Annotated in this window: 18 protein-coding genes; 6 read left to right on the top strand and 12 right to left on the bottom strand. The window is 72.1% G+C overall.

Translation table 11 applies throughout. The annotated features are described in order from the left end of the window. Window positions 1–111: 111 nt before the first annotated feature. The 3 genes from ABZY31_RS30100 to fahA form a co-directional block, all read right to left on the bottom strand. Complete coding sequence (locus ABZY31_RS30100) at window positions 112–708, bottom strand: hypothetical protein (protein ID WP_356416670.1); 597 nt, start codon at window positions 706–708, stop codon at window positions 112–114. Window positions 709–815: 107 nt separating this feature from the next. Then, window positions 816–1421, bottom strand: a complete 606-nt coding sequence (locus ABZY31_RS30095) for a hypothetical protein (RefSeq protein WP_356416668.1) — start codon at window positions 1419–1421, stop codon at window positions 816–818. A 106-nt stretch (window positions 1422–1527) separates the two neighbouring features. After that, window positions 1528–2802, bottom strand: a complete 1275-nt coding sequence (gene fahA, locus ABZY31_RS30090; RefSeq protein ID WP_356416666.1) for a fumarylacetoacetase — start codon at window positions 2800–2802, stop codon at window positions 1528–1530. Window positions 2803–2943: 141 nt separating this feature from the next. Between fahA and ABZY31_RS30085 the strand changes: the two genes are divergently transcribed. After that, window positions 2944–3762, top strand: a complete 819-nt coding sequence (locus tag ABZY31_RS30085; RefSeq protein ID WP_356416663.1) for an HAD family hydrolase — start codon at window positions 2944–2946, stop codon at window positions 3760–3762. Between the two features lie 256 nt (window positions 3763–4018). Here ABZY31_RS30085 and ABZY31_RS30080 read toward each other — a convergent pair whose 3' ends face one another. Then, window positions 4019–6025 (bottom strand): CocE/NonD family hydrolase, encoded by a 2007-nt coding sequence (locus tag ABZY31_RS30080; protein WP_356416660.1) that lies wholly within the window; start codon window positions 6023–6025, stop codon window positions 4019–4021. Window positions 6026–6076: 51 nt separating this feature from the next. Then, the gene (locus ABZY31_RS30075) at window positions 6077–7594 is read right to left on the bottom strand and encodes a peptide MFS transporter (RefSeq protein WP_356416657.1); all 1518 of its coding nucleotides are present in this window, start codon (window positions 7592–7594) and stop codon (window positions 6077–6079) included. 190 nt (window positions 7595–7784) lie between these two features. Between ABZY31_RS30075 and ABZY31_RS30070 the strand changes: the two genes are divergently transcribed. From ABZY31_RS30070 to ABZY31_RS30055, 4 genes are all read left to right on the top strand, one after another. Beyond that, window positions 7785–8795 carry a polyprenyl synthetase family protein gene (locus tag ABZY31_RS30070; protein WP_356416655.1) on the top strand — a complete coding sequence of 337 codons (1011 nt, stop codon included), beginning with the start codon at window positions 7785–7787 and terminating at the stop codon, window positions 8793–8795. A gap of 246 nt (window positions 8796–9041) precedes the next feature. Then, entirely contained in the window at window positions 9042–10250 is a 1209-nt protein-coding gene (locus ABZY31_RS30065; RefSeq protein WP_356416652.1) for a DUF2092 domain-containing protein, read from the top strand. Window positions 10251–10367: 117 nt separating this feature from the next. Then, complete coding sequence (locus ABZY31_RS30060) at window positions 10368–10571, top strand: ribbon-helix-helix domain-containing protein (protein ID WP_356416649.1); 204 nt, start codon at window positions 10368–10370, stop codon at window positions 10569–10571. Then, on the top strand, window positions 10568–10987 hold the full coding sequence (locus tag ABZY31_RS30055) for a hypothetical protein (protein WP_356416646.1): 420 nt from the start codon (window positions 10568–10570) through the stop codon (window positions 10985–10987). Before ABZY31_RS30060 ends, ABZY31_RS30055 begins: the two co-directional genes overlap by 4 nt. Here the strand turns inward: ABZY31_RS30055 and ABZY31_RS30050 are convergent. The 3 genes from ABZY31_RS30050 to ABZY31_RS30040 all read right to left on the bottom strand — a co-directional run bounded on the left by ABZY31_RS30050 (window position 10984) and on the right by ABZY31_RS30040 (window position 14558). Continuing rightward, entirely contained in the window at window positions 10984–12300 is a 1317-nt protein-coding gene (locus ABZY31_RS30050; protein ID WP_356416644.1) for a M28 family metallopeptidase, read from the bottom strand. The genes ABZY31_RS30055 and ABZY31_RS30050 overlap by 4 nt on opposite strands. A 250-nt stretch (window positions 12301–12550) precedes the next feature. Beyond that, complete coding sequence (gene rarD, locus ABZY31_RS30045) at window positions 12551–13525, bottom strand: EamA family transporter RarD (protein WP_356416642.1); 975 nt, start codon at window positions 13523–13525, stop codon at window positions 12551–12553. 178 nt (window positions 13526–13703) lie between these two features. Next, complete coding sequence (locus tag ABZY31_RS30040; protein WP_356416640.1) at window positions 13704–14558, bottom strand: SDR family oxidoreductase; 855 nt, start codon at window positions 14556–14558, stop codon at window positions 13704–13706. A gap of 91 nt (window positions 14559–14649) precedes the next feature. Here ABZY31_RS30040 and ABZY31_RS30035 point away from each other — a divergent pair, with 91 nt between their 5' ends. After that, window positions 14650–15072 carry a helix-turn-helix domain-containing protein gene (locus ABZY31_RS30035; RefSeq protein ID WP_356416637.1) on the top strand — a complete coding sequence of 141 codons (423 nt, stop codon included), beginning with the start codon at window positions 14650–14652 and terminating at the stop codon, window positions 15070–15072. A 48-nt stretch (window positions 15073–15120) separates the two neighbouring features. Here ABZY31_RS30035 and ABZY31_RS30030 read toward each other — a convergent pair whose 3' ends face one another. From ABZY31_RS30030 to ABZY31_RS30015, 4 genes are all read right to left on the bottom strand, one after another. Further along, a complete protein-coding gene (locus tag ABZY31_RS30030) occupies window positions 15121–16200 on the bottom strand; it encodes a 2-oxoacid:ferredoxin oxidoreductase subunit beta (protein WP_356416635.1) in 1080 nt (359 codons plus the stop codon). Continuing rightward, a complete protein-coding gene (locus ABZY31_RS30025) occupies window positions 16193–18136 on the bottom strand; it encodes a 2-oxoacid:acceptor oxidoreductase subunit alpha (protein WP_356416632.1) in 1944 nt (647 codons plus the stop codon). The genes ABZY31_RS30030 and ABZY31_RS30025 overlap by 8 nt, the downstream gene beginning before the upstream one ends. A 222-nt stretch (window positions 18137–18358) precedes the next feature. After that, window positions 18359–19018, bottom strand: a complete 660-nt coding sequence (locus tag ABZY31_RS30020; protein ID WP_356416672.1) for a response regulator transcription factor — start codon at window positions 19016–19018, stop codon at window positions 18359–18361. Window positions 19019–19277: 259 nt separating this feature from the next. Then, the gene (locus tag ABZY31_RS30015) at window positions 19278–20609 is read right to left on the bottom strand and encodes a sensor domain-containing protein (RefSeq protein WP_356416629.1); all 1332 of its coding nucleotides are present in this window, start codon (window positions 20607–20609) and stop codon (window positions 19278–19280) included. Window positions 20610–20798: the final 189 nt, after the last annotated feature.

The raw sequence follows: 20798 nt of genomic DNA, 5'->3' as shown, positions 1-20798 counted from the left end.
CGCCCACCCGGACCTCGCGCCCCAGCCCGGCCGACAGTTTCGCGGCCAGCCGCAGTTCCACCGGGCGCCCGTCCCGGGCCCGGTCGGCGTCGGGCCCCGGCGCGTTCCGGCTCAGTGGGGGTGGGGCGCGGCCGGGGTGGTGGTGTTCTTGGGGCAGGTCAGGGCGGGGTTCCAGTTGTGGAAGCGGCCGGCCGGGTTCTCCTTGTACGCCCACAGGTGGAGGTCGTAGTGCTTGGGCATGCCCGCCCAGTGGCCGGGCATGGGCCCGTCGAAGGGCAGCCCGAACATGTGGGGCCGGTCGTCAGTGGTCTTGAGGTCCTGGTCCCGGTCGGCGGACATCCACTCCACGGTCTGGAGCCTGCGGTGGCCGGAGCGGTCCTTCTCGGAGCTGTAGAGGAGCGCGGTCGGCCTGCTGGGGTCCGTCGAGCCCCAGTTGGCCTCCTTGACGTAGTGGTAGCCCATGGAGCCCACTCCGAACGGGTTGGTCATGCACTCCTGGCCGTGCGGCACGTAGCCGTCCTCGACGGCCGTCCGCTCGTCCGCGTACTTGGCGGTCACCGCCATCGCCGTGGCCAGGTCGCGCATCGCCTGCCGGTTGCGGGGGTCGGGCGCCGGACCGTCCACCGCCTGGGCCGCGGGGACGGCGGCCAGGGCCATGGAGGCGGCGGCCGCGCAGGTCAGGGCGGCCTTCAGGGGGCGTACGGACATCGGGGACTCCTGGCGGGTGGCGGGGCGGGGCGGGGGACGTGTGTCCACCCTGGCCGGGGGCGCGGGCGGGCGCACGCGGTGCTCGCCCAAAGGAGGGGCCGGGGCCGTCAGGGGGTCTTGGGGGGACGCGTGGTGCCGGGCAGGCAGCGCGCCTTCGGGTTGTACGTCGCGAACCGCCCGGCCGGGTTGTCCTTCCACAGCCACACGTGCAGGGCGTAGTGGACGGCCTGGCCCTTGAACCGGCCCGGCAGCGGGCCCTTGAAGGCCTGGCCGAACAGGCGGGGGCGGTCCTCGTCCGTCCGCGGGTCCTGGTCCCGGTCGTTCACCACCCACTCCAGGGCCACCAGCCTGCGGCCGCCGTGCCCGTCGTCCTCGTAGATGAGGGCCGCGGGGCGCCGGGGGTCGAGCGAGCCGTCGTTGGCGTGGTTGAAGTGCGGGTAGCCGAGGGCGCCCGCCCCGTCCGGGGCGGCGACGCAGTACCGGTCGGGTACGAAGCCGGCGGCGGCCGCGTCGCGCTCGTTCAGGTAGGGAACGCTCGACAGCCGGGCCCGCGCCAGCTCCACCGTGACGGGGGCGGCCCGCCGGTCCGGTCCGGGCGCGGGCGGTGCGGTCGCCGTCGTCGCTGTCGCCGTCGTCGGGGACAGGGCGAGCGCGGTGGCGGCCGCGAGGACCAGGGCGGCGAGGGGGACGGTCCTGCCGGTGCGAGGGGTCATGCGGGAACTCCTTGGAGCGGCGACGGGCGTGCGGCTCCAGCAGCTTCGCGCGGGCGCCCCCGGCCCGCCACGCGGGCGGGGCCAGGGGGCTGACGGACCGGGACCGCTACACGGCGCCCCGGGGGGCGGCCGCGGTACGGGCGGGAGCGATGGTGCCGGTGACCTCGCCGAGGCCGACCCTGGTGCCGTCGGGGCCGGGGGCCCAGGCGGAGAGGGTGACGGTGTCGCCGTCCTCCAGGAAGGTCCGCTTGCCGTCGGGGAGTTCGAGGGCGTCGCGGCCGTTCCAGGTCAGCTCCAGCAGGGAACCGCGCTGGCCGGTCTCGGGGCCGCTGACCGTGCCGGAGCCGTAGACGTCGCCGGTGCGCAGGGAGGCGCCGTTGACCGTCATGTGGGCGAGCTGCTGGGCGGCGGTCCAGTACATCGAGGAGAACGGCGGGTGCGCGACCTCGTGCCCGTTGATCGAGACCGTGATGCGCAGGTCGAAACCGCCCTGCTCGTCGGCCCCGGCGTCGGAGTCGTCCAGGTAGGGCAGCAGCGGGAAGTCCCGGGCCGGCGGCGCGACGCGGGCCGCGTCCAGGGCCTCCAGCGGGGTGACCCAGGCGGAGACGGAGGTCGCGAAGGACTTGCCGAGGAAGGGGCCGAGCGGCACGTACTCCCAGGCCTGGATGTCGCGCGCGGACCAGTCGTTCAGCAGGAAGAGGCCGAAGACGTGCTCGCGGAAGTCGCCGAGCGGCACCGCCGTGCCCAGTTCGGAGGGGGTGCCGACGACGAAGCCGACCTCCGCCTCGATGTCGAGCTTGACGCTCGGGCCGAAGACGGGCGCCGGGTCGGTGGGCGCCTTGCGCTGGCCGCAGGGCCGTACGACGTCCGTGCCGGAGACGACGAGGGTGCCCGCGCGGCCGTGGTAACCGATGGGCAGGTGTTTCCAGTTGGGGGTGAGCGCGTCTCCGTCCGGGCGGAAGATCCGGCCCACGTTGGTGGCGTGGTGCTCGCTCGCGTAGAAGTCGACGTAGTCCGCGACCTCGTACGGCAGGTGCATGGTGACGGCTTCGAGCGGCACGAGGTGCGGCTCGACGGCGGGGCGCTGGCCCGGGTCGGTCACCCAGGCGGTCAGGGCGCGGCGCACGTCGTGCCAGGCGGTGCGGCCCGCCGCCAGCAGCGGGTTGAGGGTCGGCCGGCCGAGGAGTCCGGCGTACGGGGACCCGAGCGCGAGGGCGACGGCTCCCGCGTCCAGGACGTACCCGCCGATCCGCACACCGATGCGCCGCCGGGGCTCCGCGTCGCCGCCCGTGTCCTCGGCGGTCGAGAACACGCCGTACGGGAGGTTGTGCGGCCCGAACGGGTCGCCCTCGGGAACATCGAGGGGGCTCTGCAGGGGCATGGGATACTGCCTCGCTTTCCGGGCGGTCCGGGGGTGTCCCGGGATCTGGTTGACACGTTACGTGCCTGGTGGGGCCTTCGGGAGGCCGGATTCGGGCGCTATTTGTAGGACTTGTCCAACGAGGTCCGTATCCTTTGACCCGTGACTTCCGCCCCCCTTCGCGCGCTCCCCTATGCCCTGATCGCCACTGACCTGGACGGGACTCTGCTGCGCGCAGGTGACACAGTTTCCGCCCGTTCGTACGCGGCGCTCGCGACGGCGCGCGCAGCGGGCGCCCGGCACATCATCGTCACCGGGCGCCCCGTGCCGCAGGTCCGGCACGTACTGGAGGACCTCGGCTACACGGGGCTCGCGGTGTGCGGGCAGGGCGCGCAGGTGTACGACGCGGCGGCCGGGCGCATGCTGCACTCCGTCCCCCTCGACCGGGACCTGGCGGAGGTCGCGCTCGGCAAGATCGAGGCGGAGATCGGCGAGGTGTACGCGGCCGTCAACCGGGAGGGGGTGGACGCGGAGATGCTGATAGGGCCGGGCTACCGGATGTGGCACCCGCACCTCCCGACGGTCCGCGTCCCGCGGCGGGCGGACCTGTGGTCGGCCCCGATCAACAAGGTGCTGCTCCAGCATCCGGAGCTGGACGACGACGAACTGACGCGGGTGGCGCGGGCGGTGGTCGGTGACCTCGTGAACGTCACGATGGCCGGGGAGCACACGGTGGAGCTCCAGCCGCCGGGCATCGACAAGGCCAGCGGCCTCGCTTTCGCGGCGGCCGTCCTCGGCGCGGACGCCGCCTCGACGATCGCCTTCGGCGACATGCCGAACGACATCCCGATGTTCACCTGGGCCGCGCACGGGGTCGCGATGGCGAACGCGCACCGCGAACTGGTCGCGGTCGCGGACGAGGTGACCCTGTCGAACGAGGCGGACGGGATCGCGGTGGTCCTGGAACGCCTGTACGGGTAGCGCCCGCGGGGGCGGGGGTGCCGGCTTGCCCGGGCTCGGGGCGGTATTTCAGCCCGCCCGGCGTTTGAGGGCCCGCCGGAGGCGAGTCCGGGCGGTGGCGGGGTGCGGACGGTGGTGCCGTGCGGCGCGTCCGCCCTCCGGGGGCGCCTCAAACGCCGGCGGGGCTGGGGTGGGTCCGGCTCGGAGCCGCCCTCAGCTTGCCGGGCCGGGGCCACGGGGCGGCATGTCAGCCTGCCCGGCGTTTGAGGGCGTCGGTCTAGGCGGCCCCGCGGGGGAGGCGGCGGTGCCAGGTGCGGTGGAAGACGACCTCGTCACCCTCCCGGCACACGACCTCGTTCGACGTCACGAACGCGCCCTCGTCGCACGAGATCTCCGACCGGCTCTCCACCCTCGCGTCCCAGCCCCGCTCGGGCCGGTGCAGCCGGATGCGCCACCGCGAGCACGCGCGGGCCGACAGCGGGTCGCCGTCCTCGATCTCGTACTCCTCCCACGCGTCCTCGCCGTACTCCAGCCCGTCCGGGTACACCCGCGTCCCCCCGTACCGCGGGTCGACCTCCAGCCGCCACAGCCCGCGCGCCACGTCCCGTACGACCAGCCGTTCCGGACGCGGTTCGTCCAGGGTGGCGGGGTACACCACGCCGAGCCCCTCGGACTGCTCCGGCGGCTCGAAGCCGATCTCCGCCCCCGCCCCGGCGGCCGGGTCCCGCACCGGCAGGGTCAGCGCGCTCCCCGCCGGTTCCAGCGTCCAGCCCGCCCCGGACCCGGCCCGCGGCCAGATCCACGGCCAGTACGCGGAGGACACCGCGAGCCGGATCCGGTGCCCCGGCGGGAAGGCGTGGCCGATCGCGTTCAGCTCGAAGGTGACGTCCTCGTACGCGCCCACCGGCCACGGCACCGCCCGGTCCCGGCCGCCCCGCGCGGACAGGTTCAGGGCGCCGCGGGTGACCAGCGTCGAGGACCCGTCGGGCGCCACGTCGCAGACCCGGGCGACCACCTGCCCGTACGGCACGTCCATGCGCAGCCGCAGGGTGACCCGCGGGCGGCCCAGGATCTCCAGCCGCCCTCCGGTGCCCAGCGGGAACTCGAAGCACGCCGACTTGGCGTCCTCCTCCCGCTGGTCCGGCGGCAGGTCGCCGTCGTTGCCGAAGGGGAAGAAGCGGCCCGCGTCCAGGCCGGTGTGCTGCGGGGACGCGACGAGGACGGGGTCGCCCCGCAGCCCGTACGACACCGGCGAGACGGCGGGGGAGGGCCAGGCGGTGTCGCCGACCCAGCGGCCCTCCATCCGTTCGTAGACCGTGGCGGGCGGGTGCGACTCGCTGATCCAGGAGCGCAGCAGCGGCTCGTCCATGACCCCGTTGTCCACGCCCTTGAGCCAGTGGTCCCACCAGCGCAGGGTCTCCTGGAGGAAGCCGATGGCCGGCCCCGGCGGCAGGCCGCGGTCGGGGTACTGGTGGGACCAGGGCCCGATCAGCCCGCGCACCCGGTCCGGCGGCAGGTGCTCGACCAGCCGCAGCACGGTGTCGCGATAGGGGTCGTGCCAGCCGCCGACGGCCAGGACGGCCGCGCCGATGGCGGAGTAGTCCTCGCAGACGCTGCCGTGCTTCCAGTAGGCGTCGCGGGTCTGGTGGGCGAGCCAGGTGTGGACGAGCGGTTCGACGGCGTCCAGCCGGTCCAGCCACTGCTCCTTCCAGCCGTCGCCGGCATAAAGGGGGTCCGGCGGGCGGGCGGCGAAGGCGAGCATGGTGGCGGACCAGGCGTGCATGTCGACGGCGAGGACGGAGCCGCCCATGTAGTGGACGTCGTTGTCGAAGCGGTCGTCGGTGGAGCAGACGGTGACGACGGCCTTGAGCGGCGCGGGCGCGAGGGCGGCGATCTGGAGCGAGTTGAAGCCGCCCCAGGAGATGCCGAACATGCCGACCGCGCCGGTGCACCAGGGCTGCGCCGCCAGCCATTCGACGACGGCGACGCCGTCGGCCAGTTCCCGGGCGTCGTACTCGTCCCCAGGATGGCCGCCGCTGTTGCCGTGGCCGCGCACGTCGACCCGCACCGAGGCGTAGCCGTGCCCGGCGTACCAGGGGTGGCGCTGGTGGTCGCGGGGCGCGGTCCAGTCGGTGAGCCGGTACGGGAGGTACTCCAGCAGCGCCGGAACGGGCTCGTCCGTCACCGGCCGCCAGACGCGGGCGTACAGCTCCACGCCGTCGGGGAGCGGGATCCGGACGTCCTCGTGGGTGGTTCCGTAGGGGAAGTCGGTACGGATGATCATGCGTGGCCTCGGTCCCTCGCGGTGCTGGTAGGGGTACGGGTGCGCCGGACGTCAGTGGACGGGGTGCATGGTGCGCCGCAGCCAGGGCCCCAGGGCGATCACGGCCAGGCCGGCGGCGACCGCGACCGCTCCGTTGACGCCGAAGTAGGCGGGGAGGGAGACCGTGCCGTAGACCTTGACCACCTGGGCCTGGATGCCGTTGGCGAGGGCCAGCGAGAGGAACCACAGGGCCATGGTCTGGCTCGCGTAGGCCTTCGGGGCGAGTTTGGTGGTGGCCGACATGCCGGAGGTCTCCAGCAGGACGTCGCCGAGGCCGAGCAGCAGGTAGGAGCCGACGATCCACCAGGCGGCCATCCGGAAGGTGTCGTCGCCGTGCCCGGAGGTCGGGATGACCATCAGCAGGAAGGACAGGCCGCCCAGGACCACCCCGATGGCGATCTTGTGGGAGGCGTGCGGCTGGCGGCGGCCCATCCGGACCCAGAGCGCCGCGACGACCGGGGCCAGCGCCACCTCGAAGGCGCCGAGCGCGGAGGCGTACCAGCCGGCCGGGAAGTGGAAGCCGAGGATCGAGGTCTGCGCGTTCGTCGAGGCCAGCAGCATCATCGTCGAGTACGCCTGGAAGAGGATGAAGTTGAAGGCGACCGAGGCCAGGAAGAGCACCGCGTAGGGGCGCAGCCGGCCGCGCTCCTCGGCGCTCACCCGGGGGCTGCGGAACATGACGGCGAAGTAGACGACCGGGGCGATCACCGAGACCAGGGTGAGCAGGTCGACGAACCGGGCCAGGGTGAGCCACCCGGCGGAGGCCAGGAGGGTGGCGAGCACGGCCGCGCCGAGCAGGCCGCCCACGAGGGCGCGGACGGCGCGCCGCATCGCGGCGGGGGCCAGGGCGTACTCGGCCGAGTGCTTTCGTCCGGCCAGATGGCGGCGTCCCAGGACGTACTGGACGAGGCCGGCCGTCATGCCGAAGGCGGCGGCGGAGAAGCCCCAGTGCCAGCCCTTGTGGTCGCCGAGCCAGCCGGTGACGAGGGGACCGGCGAAGGCGCCGATGTTGATGCCCATGTAGTAGAGGGCGAATCCGGCGTCGCGCCGCTGGTCGTCGGTGCGGTAGAGCTTGCCGACCATGCTGGCCACGTTCGGCTTGAGCAGGCCGGTTCCCGCGCTGATCAGGCCGAGGCCCGCCCAGGTCATGGCGGCGGTCGGCACGGCCATCGCGTAGTGGCCGCAGGCGATCAGGACGCCGCCCCACAGGACGGCGCGGTAGGAGCCCAGGATCCGGTCGGCGAGCCAGCCGCCTGCCACCGAGACCAGGTAGACCATGGTTCCGTAGGCGGCCGCCACGGACGCGGCGGCGCCCGGATTCATTCCGAGGCCGCCGTTGGCTACGGTGTCCGCGAAGTACAGCACCAGAATGGCCTGCATGCCGAGGAACGAGAAGCGCTCCCAGACCTCCAGTCCGGAGAGCGTCGCCAGACCCCGGGGGTGGCCCAGGAAGGCGTGGTCGTCACCGGGCGGCGGCCGTTCGGCCTCCGGGTCCGCCGGTTCGTCGATGTCGGGCGTGGTTCTGGACAATACGCATTCTCCGGTCGCATCGGCTGCTCAAGAACATACCGGTGCACTTCGGACAGTGCGCGGGTGGCGGCCGGGCGGGCGCTCTCGGTGATCGAAATCAGACCGGATACGCTGGCTTGAGTGATGGCAGCGACACATCGACAATCCAGGTGATCGTCACCGTGATCGTCAGCAGACAGGAGTACCCCTCGTGACCGTCGTCGGGCCGTTCGGACTGAGCGTGCGGGACCAGGCTCTTGAGAGCGATGTCCAGGCCGGACTGGCCGCAGTCGAGGCGGGTCTGCTGGAGGCCACCAAGAGTGAAGTCCCCTTCATCACCGAGGCCGCGCAGCACCTGATCAAGGCGGGCGGCAAGCGCTTCCGGCCGCTGCTGGTGATGCTCGCGTCCCGTTTCGGCGATCCCTACGCGCCCGGCATCGTGCCCTCCGCGGTGGTCGTCGAACTCACGCACCTCGCCACGCTCTACCACGACGACGTCATGGACGAGGCGGACGTCCGGCGCGGGGTGGACAGCGCCAACACCCGCTGGGGCAACTCGGTGGCCGTCCTGACGGGTGACTTCCTGTTCGCCCGCGCCTCGCACATCCTGGCCGACCTCGGACCCGAGGCCGTCCGGATCCAGGCCGAGGCCTTCGAGCGGCTGGTGACGGGCCAGATCCTGGAGACGGCCGGGCCGCGCGACGGCCGCGACCCCGTCGCCCACTACCTCGACGTCATCGCGGGCAAGACCGGCTCGCTGATCGCCGTCTCCGGCCGCTTCGGCGCGCTGATGGCCGGCGCCGACGAATCGGTCGTCGACATCCTCACGCAGTACGGCGAACGCCTCGGCACCGCCTTCCAGCTCGCCGACGACGTCCTGGACGTCGCCTCCGACTCGCACGAGTCCGGCAAGACCCCGGGTACGGACCTGCGCGAGGGCATCCCCACGCTGCCGGTGCTGCTGCTGCGGGAGATGGCCGCCCGCGGCGGGCGGGAGGAGGACCTGGAGCTCGTACGCCTCCTGGACGGCGACCTGACGGACGACGCCCGGCACGCCGAAGCGCTGTCCCGGCTGCGGGTGCACCCGGCGCTGGAGCAGGCGCGGCGCGACACCATCCGCTACGCCGAGGAGGCGCGGGCCACGCTGGCCCCGCTGCCCGAGTGCTTCGCGAAGTCGGCCCTGGAAGAGCTGTGCGACGCGGTGGTGCACCGGGCCGGCTAGGCCTTCATCCGTACCGAGTACCCCGCGAGGCCCTCCGACCCCCTACGGGATGGGGACGGGGGGCCTTCGCCGTGTCATCCCTCGGTCGTACACGGAGTTGGCTCCGAGGAGTGATGCCGTGGGGCCTTCCGTTTGGTCAGATAGAGGCACATCCCCACCAGATCGGGTGAGAGTGGCGGCGCGGGGTGGACGGGAACAAGCCGGGATGGGTAGGTCGCCGCCTACACACAGAGGTAGGGCAGAGACATGGCAGCGAACGCAAAGACTCCTCGCAAGGCCTCGCGGTACGCGGTACCGGTCGTGGTCGTGGGAGTGGCCGTGGCGACCGTCGGACTGGTTCCGGCCTTCGCCAACGCGAGCGGACCGGACCTTCCCAAGGTGACGGCGCAGCAGCTCATCGAGAAGATCGCCGCATCGGACGCGCAGCAGCTGTCCGGTACCGCGAAGATCAGCACCGACCTGGGCCTGCCGTCGCTGGCGACCGGCCTGCTCGGCGACCGGGGCGTCTCGGGCGGCTCCGCCGATCCGCAGGACAAGCTCACGCAGCTCGCCACCGGCACGCACACCTTCAAGGTCGCGGCCGACGGCCCGGACCGTCAGCGGATCACCTTCCTGGACGGCAAGGACGAGTACAGCCTCATCCACAACGGCGGCGAGGTCTGGGGCTACGACAGCAAGTCCAACGAGGTCTTCCACGAGAAGGACGGCGGCGCCCGGGCGGGGGAGAAGGGCAAGGAGCACAAGACGGCCGACCGGCTCGGCTCCTCACCCGCCCAGCTCGCCCAGGAGGCCCTGAAGGCCGCCGGACCCACCACCGACGTCAGCGTCGGCGACACCGCCCAGGTGGCCGGGCGCGACGCCTACCAGCTGGTGCTCAAGCCGAAGGCCTCCGGTTCCACGATCGGTTCCGTACAGATCGCGGTGGACGCCAAGAACGGCGTGCCGCTGCGCTTCCAGGTGCTCTCCAGCCAGGGCGGCAAGCCGATCCTGGACGCGGGCTTCAGCAAGGTCGACTTCGCCAAGCCCGCCGCCGACACCTTCGCCTTCACCCCGCCCAAGGGCGCCACGGTGAAGGAGGGCTCGGCCGCTCCGCACGGGGACAAGGCGGAGCGCCGCATGGACTCCCTCCCGATCCCCGGCCTGGACGGTCTGACCGGCGGCGCGGGCAAGGGGCAGACCACGGTCCTCGGCGAGGGCTGGGCCTCCGTCGCCCGGATCGACTCGGGCACGGGCAAGGGCCTGAAGGACTTCGAGGGCAAGGCGAACGAGAAGGGCGCCCCCAAGGAGGCCAAGCAGTTCCTCGACAGCCTCGGGGACAAGGTCACCGGGAAGTTCGGCTCCGGCCGGGTCTTCTCGACCCGCGTGGTCAACGCGCTGATCACGGACGACGGCAAGGTCTACGTCGGCGCGGTCACCAAGGACGCACTGGTGAAGACGGCCAACGCCGCGAAGTAGCCCGGCCGCCCGCCACGCGCGGGCGGAGGCACGGAGGGTGGCCCGGGACATGTGTCCCGGGCCACCCTTGCGTCGTAACCCTCCTGTGTACAGCGGAGCCGCTGTACGGTGAGGGACATGTCGAGACACGTCACCATCCGCCTGGAGGAAGAGTTCCACGAGCGCCTCAAAGCGCGCGCGGCGGCGCTGGGGACGACGGTCACCGCGCTGATCACCGAGGTCACCGAACGCGAACTGGACGAGGACCGCAAGAGCTTCCTGTCCGGCATCGAGGAGTTCGCCGACCACTGGGGCTACTTCCAGGAGCGGTTCGGCCATTGAAGATCACCATGGAGTGGGCCTGGACCGCTCTGGCCCACCACCTGCCGTCCGATCCCGCCGTCTGGGACCCCTCCGGGGTGGCCGCCGCGGTGGCCCGCCACCAGAACGACCTGGTGCTGGTCCCGGAGCAGCCCGCCCCCGACACCGCCTGGCGCGCCGCCGCGTTCCTGCACACGCTCGCCGTGTGCCCGGCGCTGGAATCGCCGATGAACGAGTTCTACGCGGCCGCCGCCACCCGCTCGTACCTGCGGGTGGCGGGGGCGAAGCAGCTGCCCTCGCCCGAGGCGCTCGGTGACCTGGTCGAGGCCGCGAAGCGCGGCCGGGCCGACATCGCGGCGGTCGCCGAGGAGCTGCGCGCGCGGATACAGGAACCGGTCCCCGAATCGCTGCGCGCGCACCCCGGGGGCACCTCCTAGAAGGTGATCTTCCAGCTGTTGATGTAGCCCGTGTCCTGCGCGGCCACGTCCTTCACCTGGAGCTTCCAGACGCCGTTGGCGAGCTCGCTCGACGCGTTCACCGTGTACGAGGCGACGACGTTGTCGGCCGAGTCCGAGCTGGAGTTCTTCAGCCGGTACGCCGTGCCGTCGGGGGCGATCAGGTCGATCTGGAGGTCACCGCGGTAGGTGTGGACGATGTTGACGTCCACCTTCGTGGTGGCCGGCGCGTTGCCCGTGACGCCCGAGACGGTGATCGGTGAACTGACTCCGGCAGCCGGGGAGTCCGGGATGGCGACGTCCGCCGTGTTCTCGAAGGACGGGCCGGGCGGCACCACGGTGCCGGCTCCCAGGGTCCAGACCGCGTAGGCGATCGCGTCGCTGTTCTTGTCCAGGGCCGCGTCGTTGATGTTCGCCGAGGTGTCGCACGACCGGTGGTAGCAGGCGTCGAAGGCCTTGCCGGAGGTGCCGCCCCACTTCTGGGCCTGCGCGGCGGTCTTGATGTAGTCGGCGCCGCTGAAGAGACCGCCGACCGGGATGCCCGCGTTCTTGAAGGGGGCGTGGTCGGAACGGCCGTCGCCCTCGGTCTCGATCTCGGTGGGGATGCCGACGCCCGCGAAGTACGTCTTGAAGGTCTGCTCGATGGTCGGGTCGTCGTCGTAGACGAAGTAGCCCGGGTTCGGCGAGCCGATCATGTCGAAGTTCAGGTAGCCGGAGATCTTCGACTTCTCGGCGCTCGGCAGGTTGTTGACGTAGTACGTCGACCCGACCATGCCCAGCTCCTCCGCGCCCCACCAGCCGAAGCGCAGGTGCTTGGTGGACTGGAGCCCGGCCCGGGAGACCGCGAGCGCGGTTTCCAGGATGGCCGCCGAGCCGGAGCCGTTGTCGTTGATGCCGGGGCCCGCGCTCACCGAGTCCAGGTGCGCGCCGGACATCAGGACCGAGTTGGCGTCGCCGCCCGGCCAGTCGGCTATCAGGTTGTAGCCGGTGGCTCCGCTGGAGGTGAAGGTCTGGAGGGTGGTCGTGTAGCCGGCCGCGTCCAGCTTGGCCTTCACGTAGTCGATCGAGGCCTTGTAACCGGCCCTGCCGTGCGCGCGGTTGCCGCCGTTGGCGGTGGCGATCGACTGGAGCTGGGCCAGGTGCGCCTTGACGTTGGCGACCGGGATGTCGGGGGGCGTCGGCGCGGCGGTGACCGCGGTGGGGGAGGCCAGGGCCGCGGGGGCGGTGGAGGCGAACAGACCGGCCACCGCGATCGCGGTGACGGCGGCCAGGCGCCGGGAGACGGACAGGCTCATGTGGGGGCTCCGGGATTCCGCTGGGGATGTGACGGAACGGGTGGGGAAAGAGCGGGTGAGCAGTCGTGCGTCAGTGCGAGCCTGATGTTCAGCGAGAGCATGACTGTCCGTCAAGGTCATAATCCGGTCACAGGGGTTCGGAAAACGGACGATCCCCGGTACGGAGGTTCCGTACCGGGGATCGTGGGGTGGATGATGCGCCGCCGCGCCGACCGCCGCCGTATGACGGGAGCCGCCGCGCGGTGCGTGGCTACGCCGGTTCGCGCGCCGGGGTCTCGGGCGCGGCCGGGGCCGGGACGGCGCCCGCCGTGGCCGCGACGGTCGCCGCGAGGGCCGCGCGCGAGCGCCGGGCGGTCCGCAGCGCGTCCCACGTGAGCAGTGCGAGCGCCGCCCACACCAGGGCGAACCCGGCCCAGCGCTCGGGCGGCATGGCCTCGTGGAAGTAGAGGACGCCGAGGCCGAACTGGAACACCGGGGCCAGGTACTGGAGCAGCCCGAGGGTGGACAGCGGGACCCGGATCGCGGCGGCGCCGAAGAGGACCAGCGGGATCGCGGTGACCAGGCCGGTCGCCGCCAGCAGCGCGGCGTGCCCGGCGCCCTCGGCGGCGAAGGTGGACCGGCCCTGGGCCGCCAGCCACAGCAGGTAGCCGAGCGCGGGCGGGAAGAGCAGCGCGGTCTCGGCGGCCAGCGAGTCCAGGCCGTGCAGGTTGATCTTCTTCTTGAGCAGGCCGTAGGTCGCGAAGGAGAAGGCCAGCACCAGGGAGATGTACGGCGGCCGGCCGTAGCCGACGGCCAGCACCACGACGGCCGCGGCGCCGATGGCGACGGCCGCCCACTGGGCGCGGCGCAGCCGTTCGCCGAGGACGAAGACGCCGATGGCGATGGTGACCAGCGGGTTGATGAAGTAGCCGAGGCTGGCCTCGACGACGCGGCCGTTGTTGACCGCCCAGATGTACAGGCCCCAGTTGACCGAGATCACCGCGGCGGCGAGCGCGGTCAGCCCGAGCTTGCGCGGTTCGGCCAGCAGGGCGCGTATCCATCCCCAGCGGCGGGTCGCGACGAGCGCGAGGCCCACGGCGGCCAGGGACCACACCATGCGGTGGGCGAGGATCTCGACCGCGCCGGAGGGCTTGAGGAGCGGCCAGAACAGGGGCACGAGCCCCCACAGTCCATAGGCGCCGAATCCGTAGATCAAACCCGTGCGCTGCTCGTTCTCTGCCTTCACGGGCCCTCCTGGGTCATTTCGAGCCAACCTCACGAAGGTAGCGCCGCGTCGGCCGGATGTCATGCCCGTTGGCGGGTGACAGTCATGACATCCAGGCCGTGCCCACCGGGGCTCCGGCTGGTGCCCACCGGGGCTCCGTCCCGCGCCCGCCGCGGCTCCGGGCCGCCTGCGCCGCGGCTCAGGCCAGCGCGGCGGCGATGGCGGCGGCGATCGGGGTGGTCGGGCGGCCGATCAGCCGGGCCAGGTCCCCGCTGGTGCCCGCGAGCCGGCCGCGGGCGATGGCCGCGTCCACGTCGACGAGGATCGCCGCGAAGGCCGCGGGGACACCGGCGCCGGTCAGCACGTCGAGGTGCGCGTCGGCCGGTACCGCCGCGTAGCTGATCTCCCGGCCGGACTGCGCCGCGACCTCGGCCGCGTACTCGGCCAGGCTCCAGGCGGTGTCGCCGCTCAGCTCGTACACCCGGCCCAGGTGGCCCTCGCCGGTCACGACGGCCGCCGCGGCGGCGGCGTAGTCGGCGCGGGCCGCGGACGCGATCCGGCCCTCGCCTGCGCTGGCGACGACCGCGCCGTGCTCCAGTACCGCGGCGAGCTGCGCGGTGTAGTTCTCGTGGTACCAGCCGTTGCGCAGGAAGGTGTACGGCAGGCCGGAGTCGAGGATCAGCTGTTCGGTGACGCGGTGCTCTTCGGCGAGGTCGAAGTCCGCCTCCGGGCCGCCGAGGACGCCGGTGTAGGCGAGCTGGGCCACCCCGGCGGCCTTAGCGGCCTCGATCACCGCGGTGTGCTGCGCCACCCTGCGGCCGACCTCGCTGCCGGAGATCATCAGGACCCGGTCGCCGGCGCGGAAGACCCCGTCCAGGCTTGCCGGGTCGCTGTAGTCGGCGACGCGCACCTCGACGCCGCGCTCGGCCAGGTCCGCGGCCTTCTCCTTGTTACGGACGACGGCGGCGATCTCCGTGGCGGGGACGGTGGCCAGCAGGTCCTCAAGGACCAGGCGGCCGAGGGCTCCGGTGGCTCCGGTGACGACGATGCTCATGGGGTGCTCCTTCGGTTCCTCGGGGTGATGACACCACCCTAGGCGCCGCGCTAACTTTCGGATAGTACCCACTTTGAAGTAAGGTACCGCCATGGAAGTGAGCGTCAAGGCCCCGATGTGCCCCTCCCGGGGCGTCCTGGAGCACGTCACCAGCCGCTGGGGGGTGCTCGTCCTCGCCGCCCTGCTGGAACGCTCGTTCCGGTTCAGCGAACTGCGCCGCGAGGTGGGCGGCGTCAGCGAGAAGATGCTGGCCCAGACCCTGCGGACGCTGGAGCGGGACGGCTTCGTACTGCGCGTCGCGCAGCCGGTGATCCCGCCGCGCGTCGACTACTCCCTGACCCCGCTGGGCCGCGAGGCCGCCGAGCAGGTGTGGGCGCTGGCCCGCTGGACGGAACGCAGCACGGGCGCGGTGCAGGCGGCCCGGGCGGCGTACGACGAAACCCGCGCCGGCGACGGGACCCGCGCGGGCAGCGGCGGGACGCGCCCGGAGCACGACGGGGCCCCGACCCCCTGACGGTCACAGGAGGCCGGGGCCCGGTGGACTGCCGGATCCGGATCCGGCTCAGCCGATGACGGTCCAGTTGTCGTTGCCGGTGAGGAGGGCGCCGAGGTCGCCCTTGCCGTGCTGTTCGACGGCGGCGTCGAGCTGGTCGGCCATCTGGGTGTCGTAGACGGGCCGCTCGGTGCTGCGGAAGACGCCGATGGGCGTGTGGTGCAGGGTGTCGGGGTCGGCGAGCCGGGACAGGGCGAAGGCGTTGGTCGGCGAGGTGGTGCGGGCGTCGTGGACCAGGATGTCGGCTTCGTTGTCGGGGGTGACCGTGACGACGCGCAGGTCACCGGTGGCGTGGTCGCGGACGACGCCCTTGGCCCGGTCGGTGCCGAAGCGGATGGGCTGCCCGTGTTCGAGGCGGATGACGGCTTCCTGGGCCTGTTCCTGGTCTTTGAGGACCTCGAAGGCGCCGTCGTTGAAGATGTTGCAGTTCTGGTAGATCTCGACGAGGGCGGTGCCCTGGTGGTCGGCGGCTGCGCGCAGGACCTCGGTGAGGTGTTTGCGGTCGGAGTCGACGGTGCGGGCGACGAAGGTGGCCTCGGCGCCGATGGCGAGGGAGACCGGGTTGAAGGGGGCGTCGAGGGAGCCCATCGGGGAGGACTTGGTGAGTTTGCCGACCTCGCTGGTGGGCGAGTACTGGCCCTTGGTCAGGCCGTAGATCCGGTTGTTGAAGAGCAGGATCTTGAGGTTGACGTTGCGGCGCAGGGCGTGGATGAGGTGGTTGCCGCCGATGGAGAGGGCGTCGCCGTCGCCGGTGACGACCCAGACGGACAGGTCGCGGCGCGAGGTGGCCAGGCCGGTGGCGATGGCGGGGGCGCGGCCGTGGATGGAGTGCATCCCGTAGGTGTTCATGTAGTACGGGAAGCGGGAGGAGCACCCGATGCCGGAGACGAAGACGATGTTCTCTTTGGCGAGGCCGAGTTCGGGCATGAAGCCCTGGACGGCGGCCAGGACGGCGTAGTCGCCGCAGCCGGGGCACCAGCGGACTTCCTGATCGGACTTGAAGTCCTTCATCGACTGCTTCGCCTCGGCCTTCGGCACGAGCGAGAGCAGCGTGGGCGGGTGGGCGGGGGCGTCGGTGACCTCAGTCATTGATGGCCTCCTGAAGGACCGTGGCGAGCTGTTCCGCTTTGAAGGGCATGCCGTTGACCTGGGTGTACGAACGGGCGTCGACCAGGTACTTCGCCCGGATCAGGGTGGCCAGCTGGCCGAGGTTCATCTCGGGCACCACTACCTTGTCGTAACGCTTCAGGGCCGCTTCCAGATTCCGGGGGAAGGGGTTGAGGTGGCGCAGGTGGGCCTGGGCGATGGGCTGCCCGGCCTGGCGCAGGCGGCGGACGGCGGCGGTGATGGGGCCGTAGGTGGAGCCCCAGCCCAGGACGAGGGTGGTGGCCTGGTCGGGGTCGTCGATGTCGAGGTCGGGGACCTCGATGCCGTCGATCTTGGCCTGGCGGGTGCGGACCATGAAGTCGTGGTTGGCCGGGTCGTAGGAGATGTTCCCGCTGCCGTCCTGCTTCTCGATCCCGCCGATCCGGTGTTCCAGGCCCGGGGTGCCCGGTACCGCCCACGGCCGGGCCAGGGTGTGGGGGTCGCGCTTGTAGGGCCAGAAGACCTCGGTGCCGTCCGCGAGCGTGTGGTTGGGGCCCGACTGGAACTGCACCCGCAGATCGGGCAGGTCCGCGACGTCGGGGATCCGCCAGGGCTCGGAACCGTTGGCGAGGTAGCCGTCGGAGAGCAGGAACACCGGCGTGCGGTAGGTCAGGGCGATCCGGGCCGCGTCCAGGGCCGCGTCGAAGCAGTCCGCCGGCGTGCGCGGGGCCACGATCGGCACCGGCGCCTCACCGTTGCGCCCGTACATCGCCTGGAGCAGGTCGGCCTGCTCGGTCTTGGTCGGCAGCCCCGTCGAAGGCCCGCCGCGCTGGATGTCGACCACCAGCAGCGGCAGCTCCAGCGACACCGCCAGCCCGATCGTCTCCGACTTGAGCGCCACGCCCGGCCCCGAGGTCGTGGTCACCGCCAGCGACCCGCCGAAGGCGGCCCCCAGCGCGGCGCCGATCCCCGCGATCTCGTCCTCCGCCTGGAAGGTCCGCACGCCGAAGTTCTTGTGCTTCGACAGCTCGTGCAGGATGTCCGAGGCCGGAGTGATCGGATACGAGCCCAGGTACAGGGGCAGGTCCGCCTGCCGGCCCGCCGCGATCAGTCCGTACGACAGGGCCAGGTTCCCGGAGATGTTGCGGTAGGTACCGGTCGGGAACGCCTTCGTCGCGGGGGCGACCTCGTAGGACACCGCGAAGTCCTCGGTGGTCTCACCGAAGTTCCAGCCCGCCCGGAACGCCGCCACGTTCGCCTCGGCGATCTGGGGCTTCTTCGCGAACTTCGACCGCAGGAACGCCTCCGTCCCCTCCGTCGGCCGGTGGTACATCCACGACAGCAGACCCAGCGCGAACATGTTCTTGCTCCGCTCGGCCTCCTTGCGCGAGAGCCCGTACTCCTTGAGCGCCTCCACCGTCAGCGTCGTCAACGGCACCGGATGGACGTTGTAGGCCTCCAGTGACCCGTCCTCCAGCGGCGACACCGCATAGCCGACCTTCGCCATCGGCCGCTTGGTGAACTCATCGGTGTTCACGATGATCTCCGCGCCCCGCGGCACGTCCGCGATGTTCGCCTTCAACGCGGCCGGGTTCATCGCGACCAGCACGTTCGGCGCGTCCCCCGGGGTGAGGATGTCGTGATCGGCGAAGTGCAGCTGGAACGAGGACACCCCCGGCAGGGTCCCGGCGGGCGCACGGATCTCCGCCGGGAAGTTCGGCAGCGTCGAGAGATCATTGCCGAACGACGCCGTCTCGGACGTGAAACGGTCACCGGTGAGCTGCATCCCGTCACCCGAGTCACCCGCGAAACGGATGATCACACGGTCCAGCCTGCGGATTTCCTTCCCGCCGGGGCCCGCGGGAGTGCGCTGTCCACCGACAACCGCACCCCCGGCCCCGTCGGCCTGCTCGGCTGGGCTACTGACCTGGCTGGTCACTGAAACGGACCTCCTTCGAGGCGTGGCGTTCGCAAGGCCAACCCTACGTCGGTAAGGGTGTCCTTCCTTGGGCCGCTCATATGCTGGACCGTCCCGTGAGACGGTCTGTTCCGGAGTGTCCCCCGCCCGGCAAACCATCCGGGAGGAGACACTCCGCCGTCAGAATTTCCGGCACCGCGTCGAGCCCGGCACCGCCGCACCGCCTGACAGGGTGTCAGTCGATCACGATCTCAGATAGGTGAGGACGGCGAGCACGCGCCGGTGATCCCCGTCACTCGGCGACAGGCCGAGCTTCATGAAGATGTTGCTGACGTGCTTCTCCACCGCTCCGTCGCTGACCACCAGCTGCTTGGCCACCGCGGAGTTCGTCCGCCCCTCGGCCATCAGCCCCAGCACTTCGCGCTCGCGCGGCGTCAGCCCCGCCAGTACGTCCTGCTTGCGGCTGCGGCCCAGCAGCTGGGCGACCACCTCGGGGTCCAGGGCCGTGCCGCCCCGGGCCACCCGGACCACCGCGTCGAGGAACTCCCGCACCTCGGCCACCCGGTCCTTGAGCAGGTACCCGACCCCGGTGCTGGACCCGGCCAGCAGTTCGGTGGCGTACTGCTCCTCGACGTACTGCGACAGCACGAGCACCCCGATCCCGGGGTACTCCTTGCGCAGCCGCACGGCCGCCCGGACCCCCTCGTCGGTGTGGGTCGGCGGCATCCGTACGTCCGCCACCACCACGTCCGGCAGCGCGTTCTCCGCCGCCAGCTCCGCCACCGTCTTGATCAGGGCTTCCGCGTCCCCGACGCCCGCTACGACGTCATGCCCCCGGTCGGTCAGCAACCGGGTCAGGCCCTCACGCAGCAGCACTGAATCCTCGGCGATGACCACCCGCACCCTGTCTTCCACGACTCAGCAGCTCCCGCATCACTCGTTGTCGATCCCTGGCACAGCCAAGCATCCCAGCCTCGGGGCCGGGTCAAGGCCGGTCCGGGCCAACGGATCCGGGTACGAACCCACTTTGCGAGGTCGGGGCGTCCGGAGGGGGTCCGGACGGGGTGGATCAGGGGGGATCAGGGCCGAAAAGAGGGCGGACATGACGAAGTGCGGGTCCGGGGACCCGTCTTCGCCGCGCCCGGACCCCGGGCCCCGGTCCTCAGACCCGCCAGGGCAGCTCCGCCGTCACCGTCGTCCCGCCGCCGTCGGGGGAGTCGACGACCAGCACGCCGTCCACCGCGTCCAGCCGCTCCGCCAGCCCCGCGAGCCCGCCGCCCGCCGCGGTGCTCGCGCCGCCGCGCCCGTCGTCGGCGACCTGGATCAGCAGCCTGTCCCCGGATTTCCACACGTCCACGCTGACCACACCGGCGCCGGAGTGCTTGCTGACGTTCTGCAGCAGCTCGGAGACCGTGAAGTAGGCGATCCCCTCGATCGCCGCCACCGGCCGCCCCGGCAGCTCCACCTGCACGCGGACCGGGACGGTGCAGCGCGAGGCGACGGAGGACAGGGCCGCGTCCAGGCCCCGGTCGGTGAGCACCGCCGGGTGGATGCCGCGCGCGAGGTCCCGCAGCTCCTGGAGCGCGATCTTCACCTCGCCGTGCGCCTCGTCCACCATCCGGGCGGCGACCTGCGGGTCCTCGGCGAGCTTCTCCTTGGCCAGGCCCAGGTCCATGGCCAGCGAGACCAGCCGGGCCTGGGCGCCGTCGTGCAGGTCCCGCTCGATGCGGCGCAGGTCGGCGGCCGCGGTGTCGACGACCACCCCGCGGTCCGACTCCAGCTCGGTGACGCGGTGGGCCAGCCGGGACGGGCCGAGCAGCCCGCCGATCATGATCCGGTCCACGGACGCCAGCGCGTGGATCACCCACGGGGTCGCCAGGGTGAAGAGGAGTCCGATCGCGCCGGCGAGGGCGATCAGGGCCGGCGAGTCCAGGTAGAAGCTGTAGTGCTCGCCGTTCTGGAACAGCTCCAGTCCGGGCTGGTCCGTGAAGGCGGGGAAGACCCAGAACCAGAGCGGGTAGAGCAGCATCGCCCAGCCGTAGGCCCACAGGGTCAGGGCCAGGGTGAAGCTGAAGATCGCCCACGGCAGGTGGATCACCGAGTAGAGGACGTGCCGCCAGGCGCTCCCGCTCCCGAGCATCGCGCCCGTGGCGGCCAGCACGCCCTTCTTGCGGGCCCGCACCGGCTCCGGGTCGGCGATGTCCATGCCGAGCAGGGTCCGCGCGCGGCCGCGCTCCAGGTGCCCGAAGCCGCGGGCCATGGCCAGGACGCCCGCCAGTACGGGCACCCCGAGGAAGGTGACCAGCAGCCCGGCGCCCAGGCTCACCCCGGTGATGGCGAGCGAGAAGTAGAGGACGCTCAGCGGCAGCCCGATCAGCAGGTGCCCGAATTCGCGCCAGGTCCGCCCCGCGAAGGGCGCCGTGAGCACCGAGGGTGCCCGCGTCGCCGCGCTGTTGGTGCCCGTGCCGTAGCCCGTGCCGTAGCCGATCGCCATGATCCCGTCCCGTCCTGTCCCTGTGCCCCGCTGCACTTCCCCCACCCTCTCGTCCGCGGCTGCACCCGACCATCCGGCACGTCGGCGTCCCCGCCGGGGGGTTATCCCCACCCCGTCCGCCCGGGCCGGCCCGGGCGCGCCCCGCCCCGGACACGGGGGAGGGCCCACCCCCCACAACCGAAGAGCCGC

It is taken from the genome of Streptomyces sp. NPDC006529 (genome assembly GCF_040611795.1).
Lineage (GTDB): Bacteria > Actinomycetota > Actinomycetes > Streptomycetales > Streptomycetaceae > Streptomyces.
The sequence above is the reverse complement of the archived record's forward strand: the minus strand, read 5'-3'. Positions and strand labels throughout refer to the sequence as shown.

Coding starts and splice junctions, on each gene's coding strand:
- ABZY31_RS30100 (WP_356416670.1), bottom strand. CDS start 708: ATGTCCGTACGCCCCCTGAAGGCCGCCCTGACCTGCGCGGCCGCCGCC.
- ABZY31_RS30095 (WP_356416668.1), bottom strand. CDS start 1,421: ATGACCCCTCGCACCGGCAGGACCGTCCCCCTCGCCGCCCTGGTCCTC.
- fahA (WP_356416666.1), bottom strand. CDS start 2,802: ATGCCCCTGCAGAGCCCCCTCGATGTTCCCGAGGGCGACCCGTTCGGG.
- ABZY31_RS30080 (WP_356416660.1), bottom strand. CDS start 6,025: ATGATCATCCGTACCGACTTCCCCTACGGAACCACCCACGAGGACGTC.
- ABZY31_RS30065 (WP_356416652.1), top strand. CDS start 9,042: ATGGCAGCGAACGCAAAGACTCCTCGCAAGGCCTCGCGGTACGCGGTA.
- ABZY31_RS30060 (WP_356416649.1), top strand. CDS start 10,368: ATGTCGAGACACGTCACCATCCGCCTGGAGGAAGAGTTCCACGAGCGC.
- ABZY31_RS30050 (WP_356416644.1), bottom strand. CDS start 12,300: ATGAGCCTGTCCGTCTCCCGGCGCCTGGCCGCCGTCACCGCGATCGCG.
- ABZY31_RS30040 (WP_356416640.1), bottom strand. CDS start 14,558: ATGAGCATCGTCGTCACCGGAGCCACCGGAGCCCTCGGCCGCCTGGTC.
- ABZY31_RS30035 (WP_356416637.1), top strand. CDS start 14,650: ATGGAAGTGAGCGTCAAGGCCCCGATGTGCCCCTCCCGGGGCGTCCTG.
- ABZY31_RS30030 (WP_356416635.1), bottom strand. CDS start 16,200: ATGACTGAGGTCACCGACGCCCCCGCCCACCCGCCCACGCTGCTCTCG.
- ABZY31_RS30015 (WP_356416629.1), bottom strand. CDS start 20,609: ATGGCGATCGGCTACGGCACGGGCTACGGCACGGGCACCAACAGCGCG.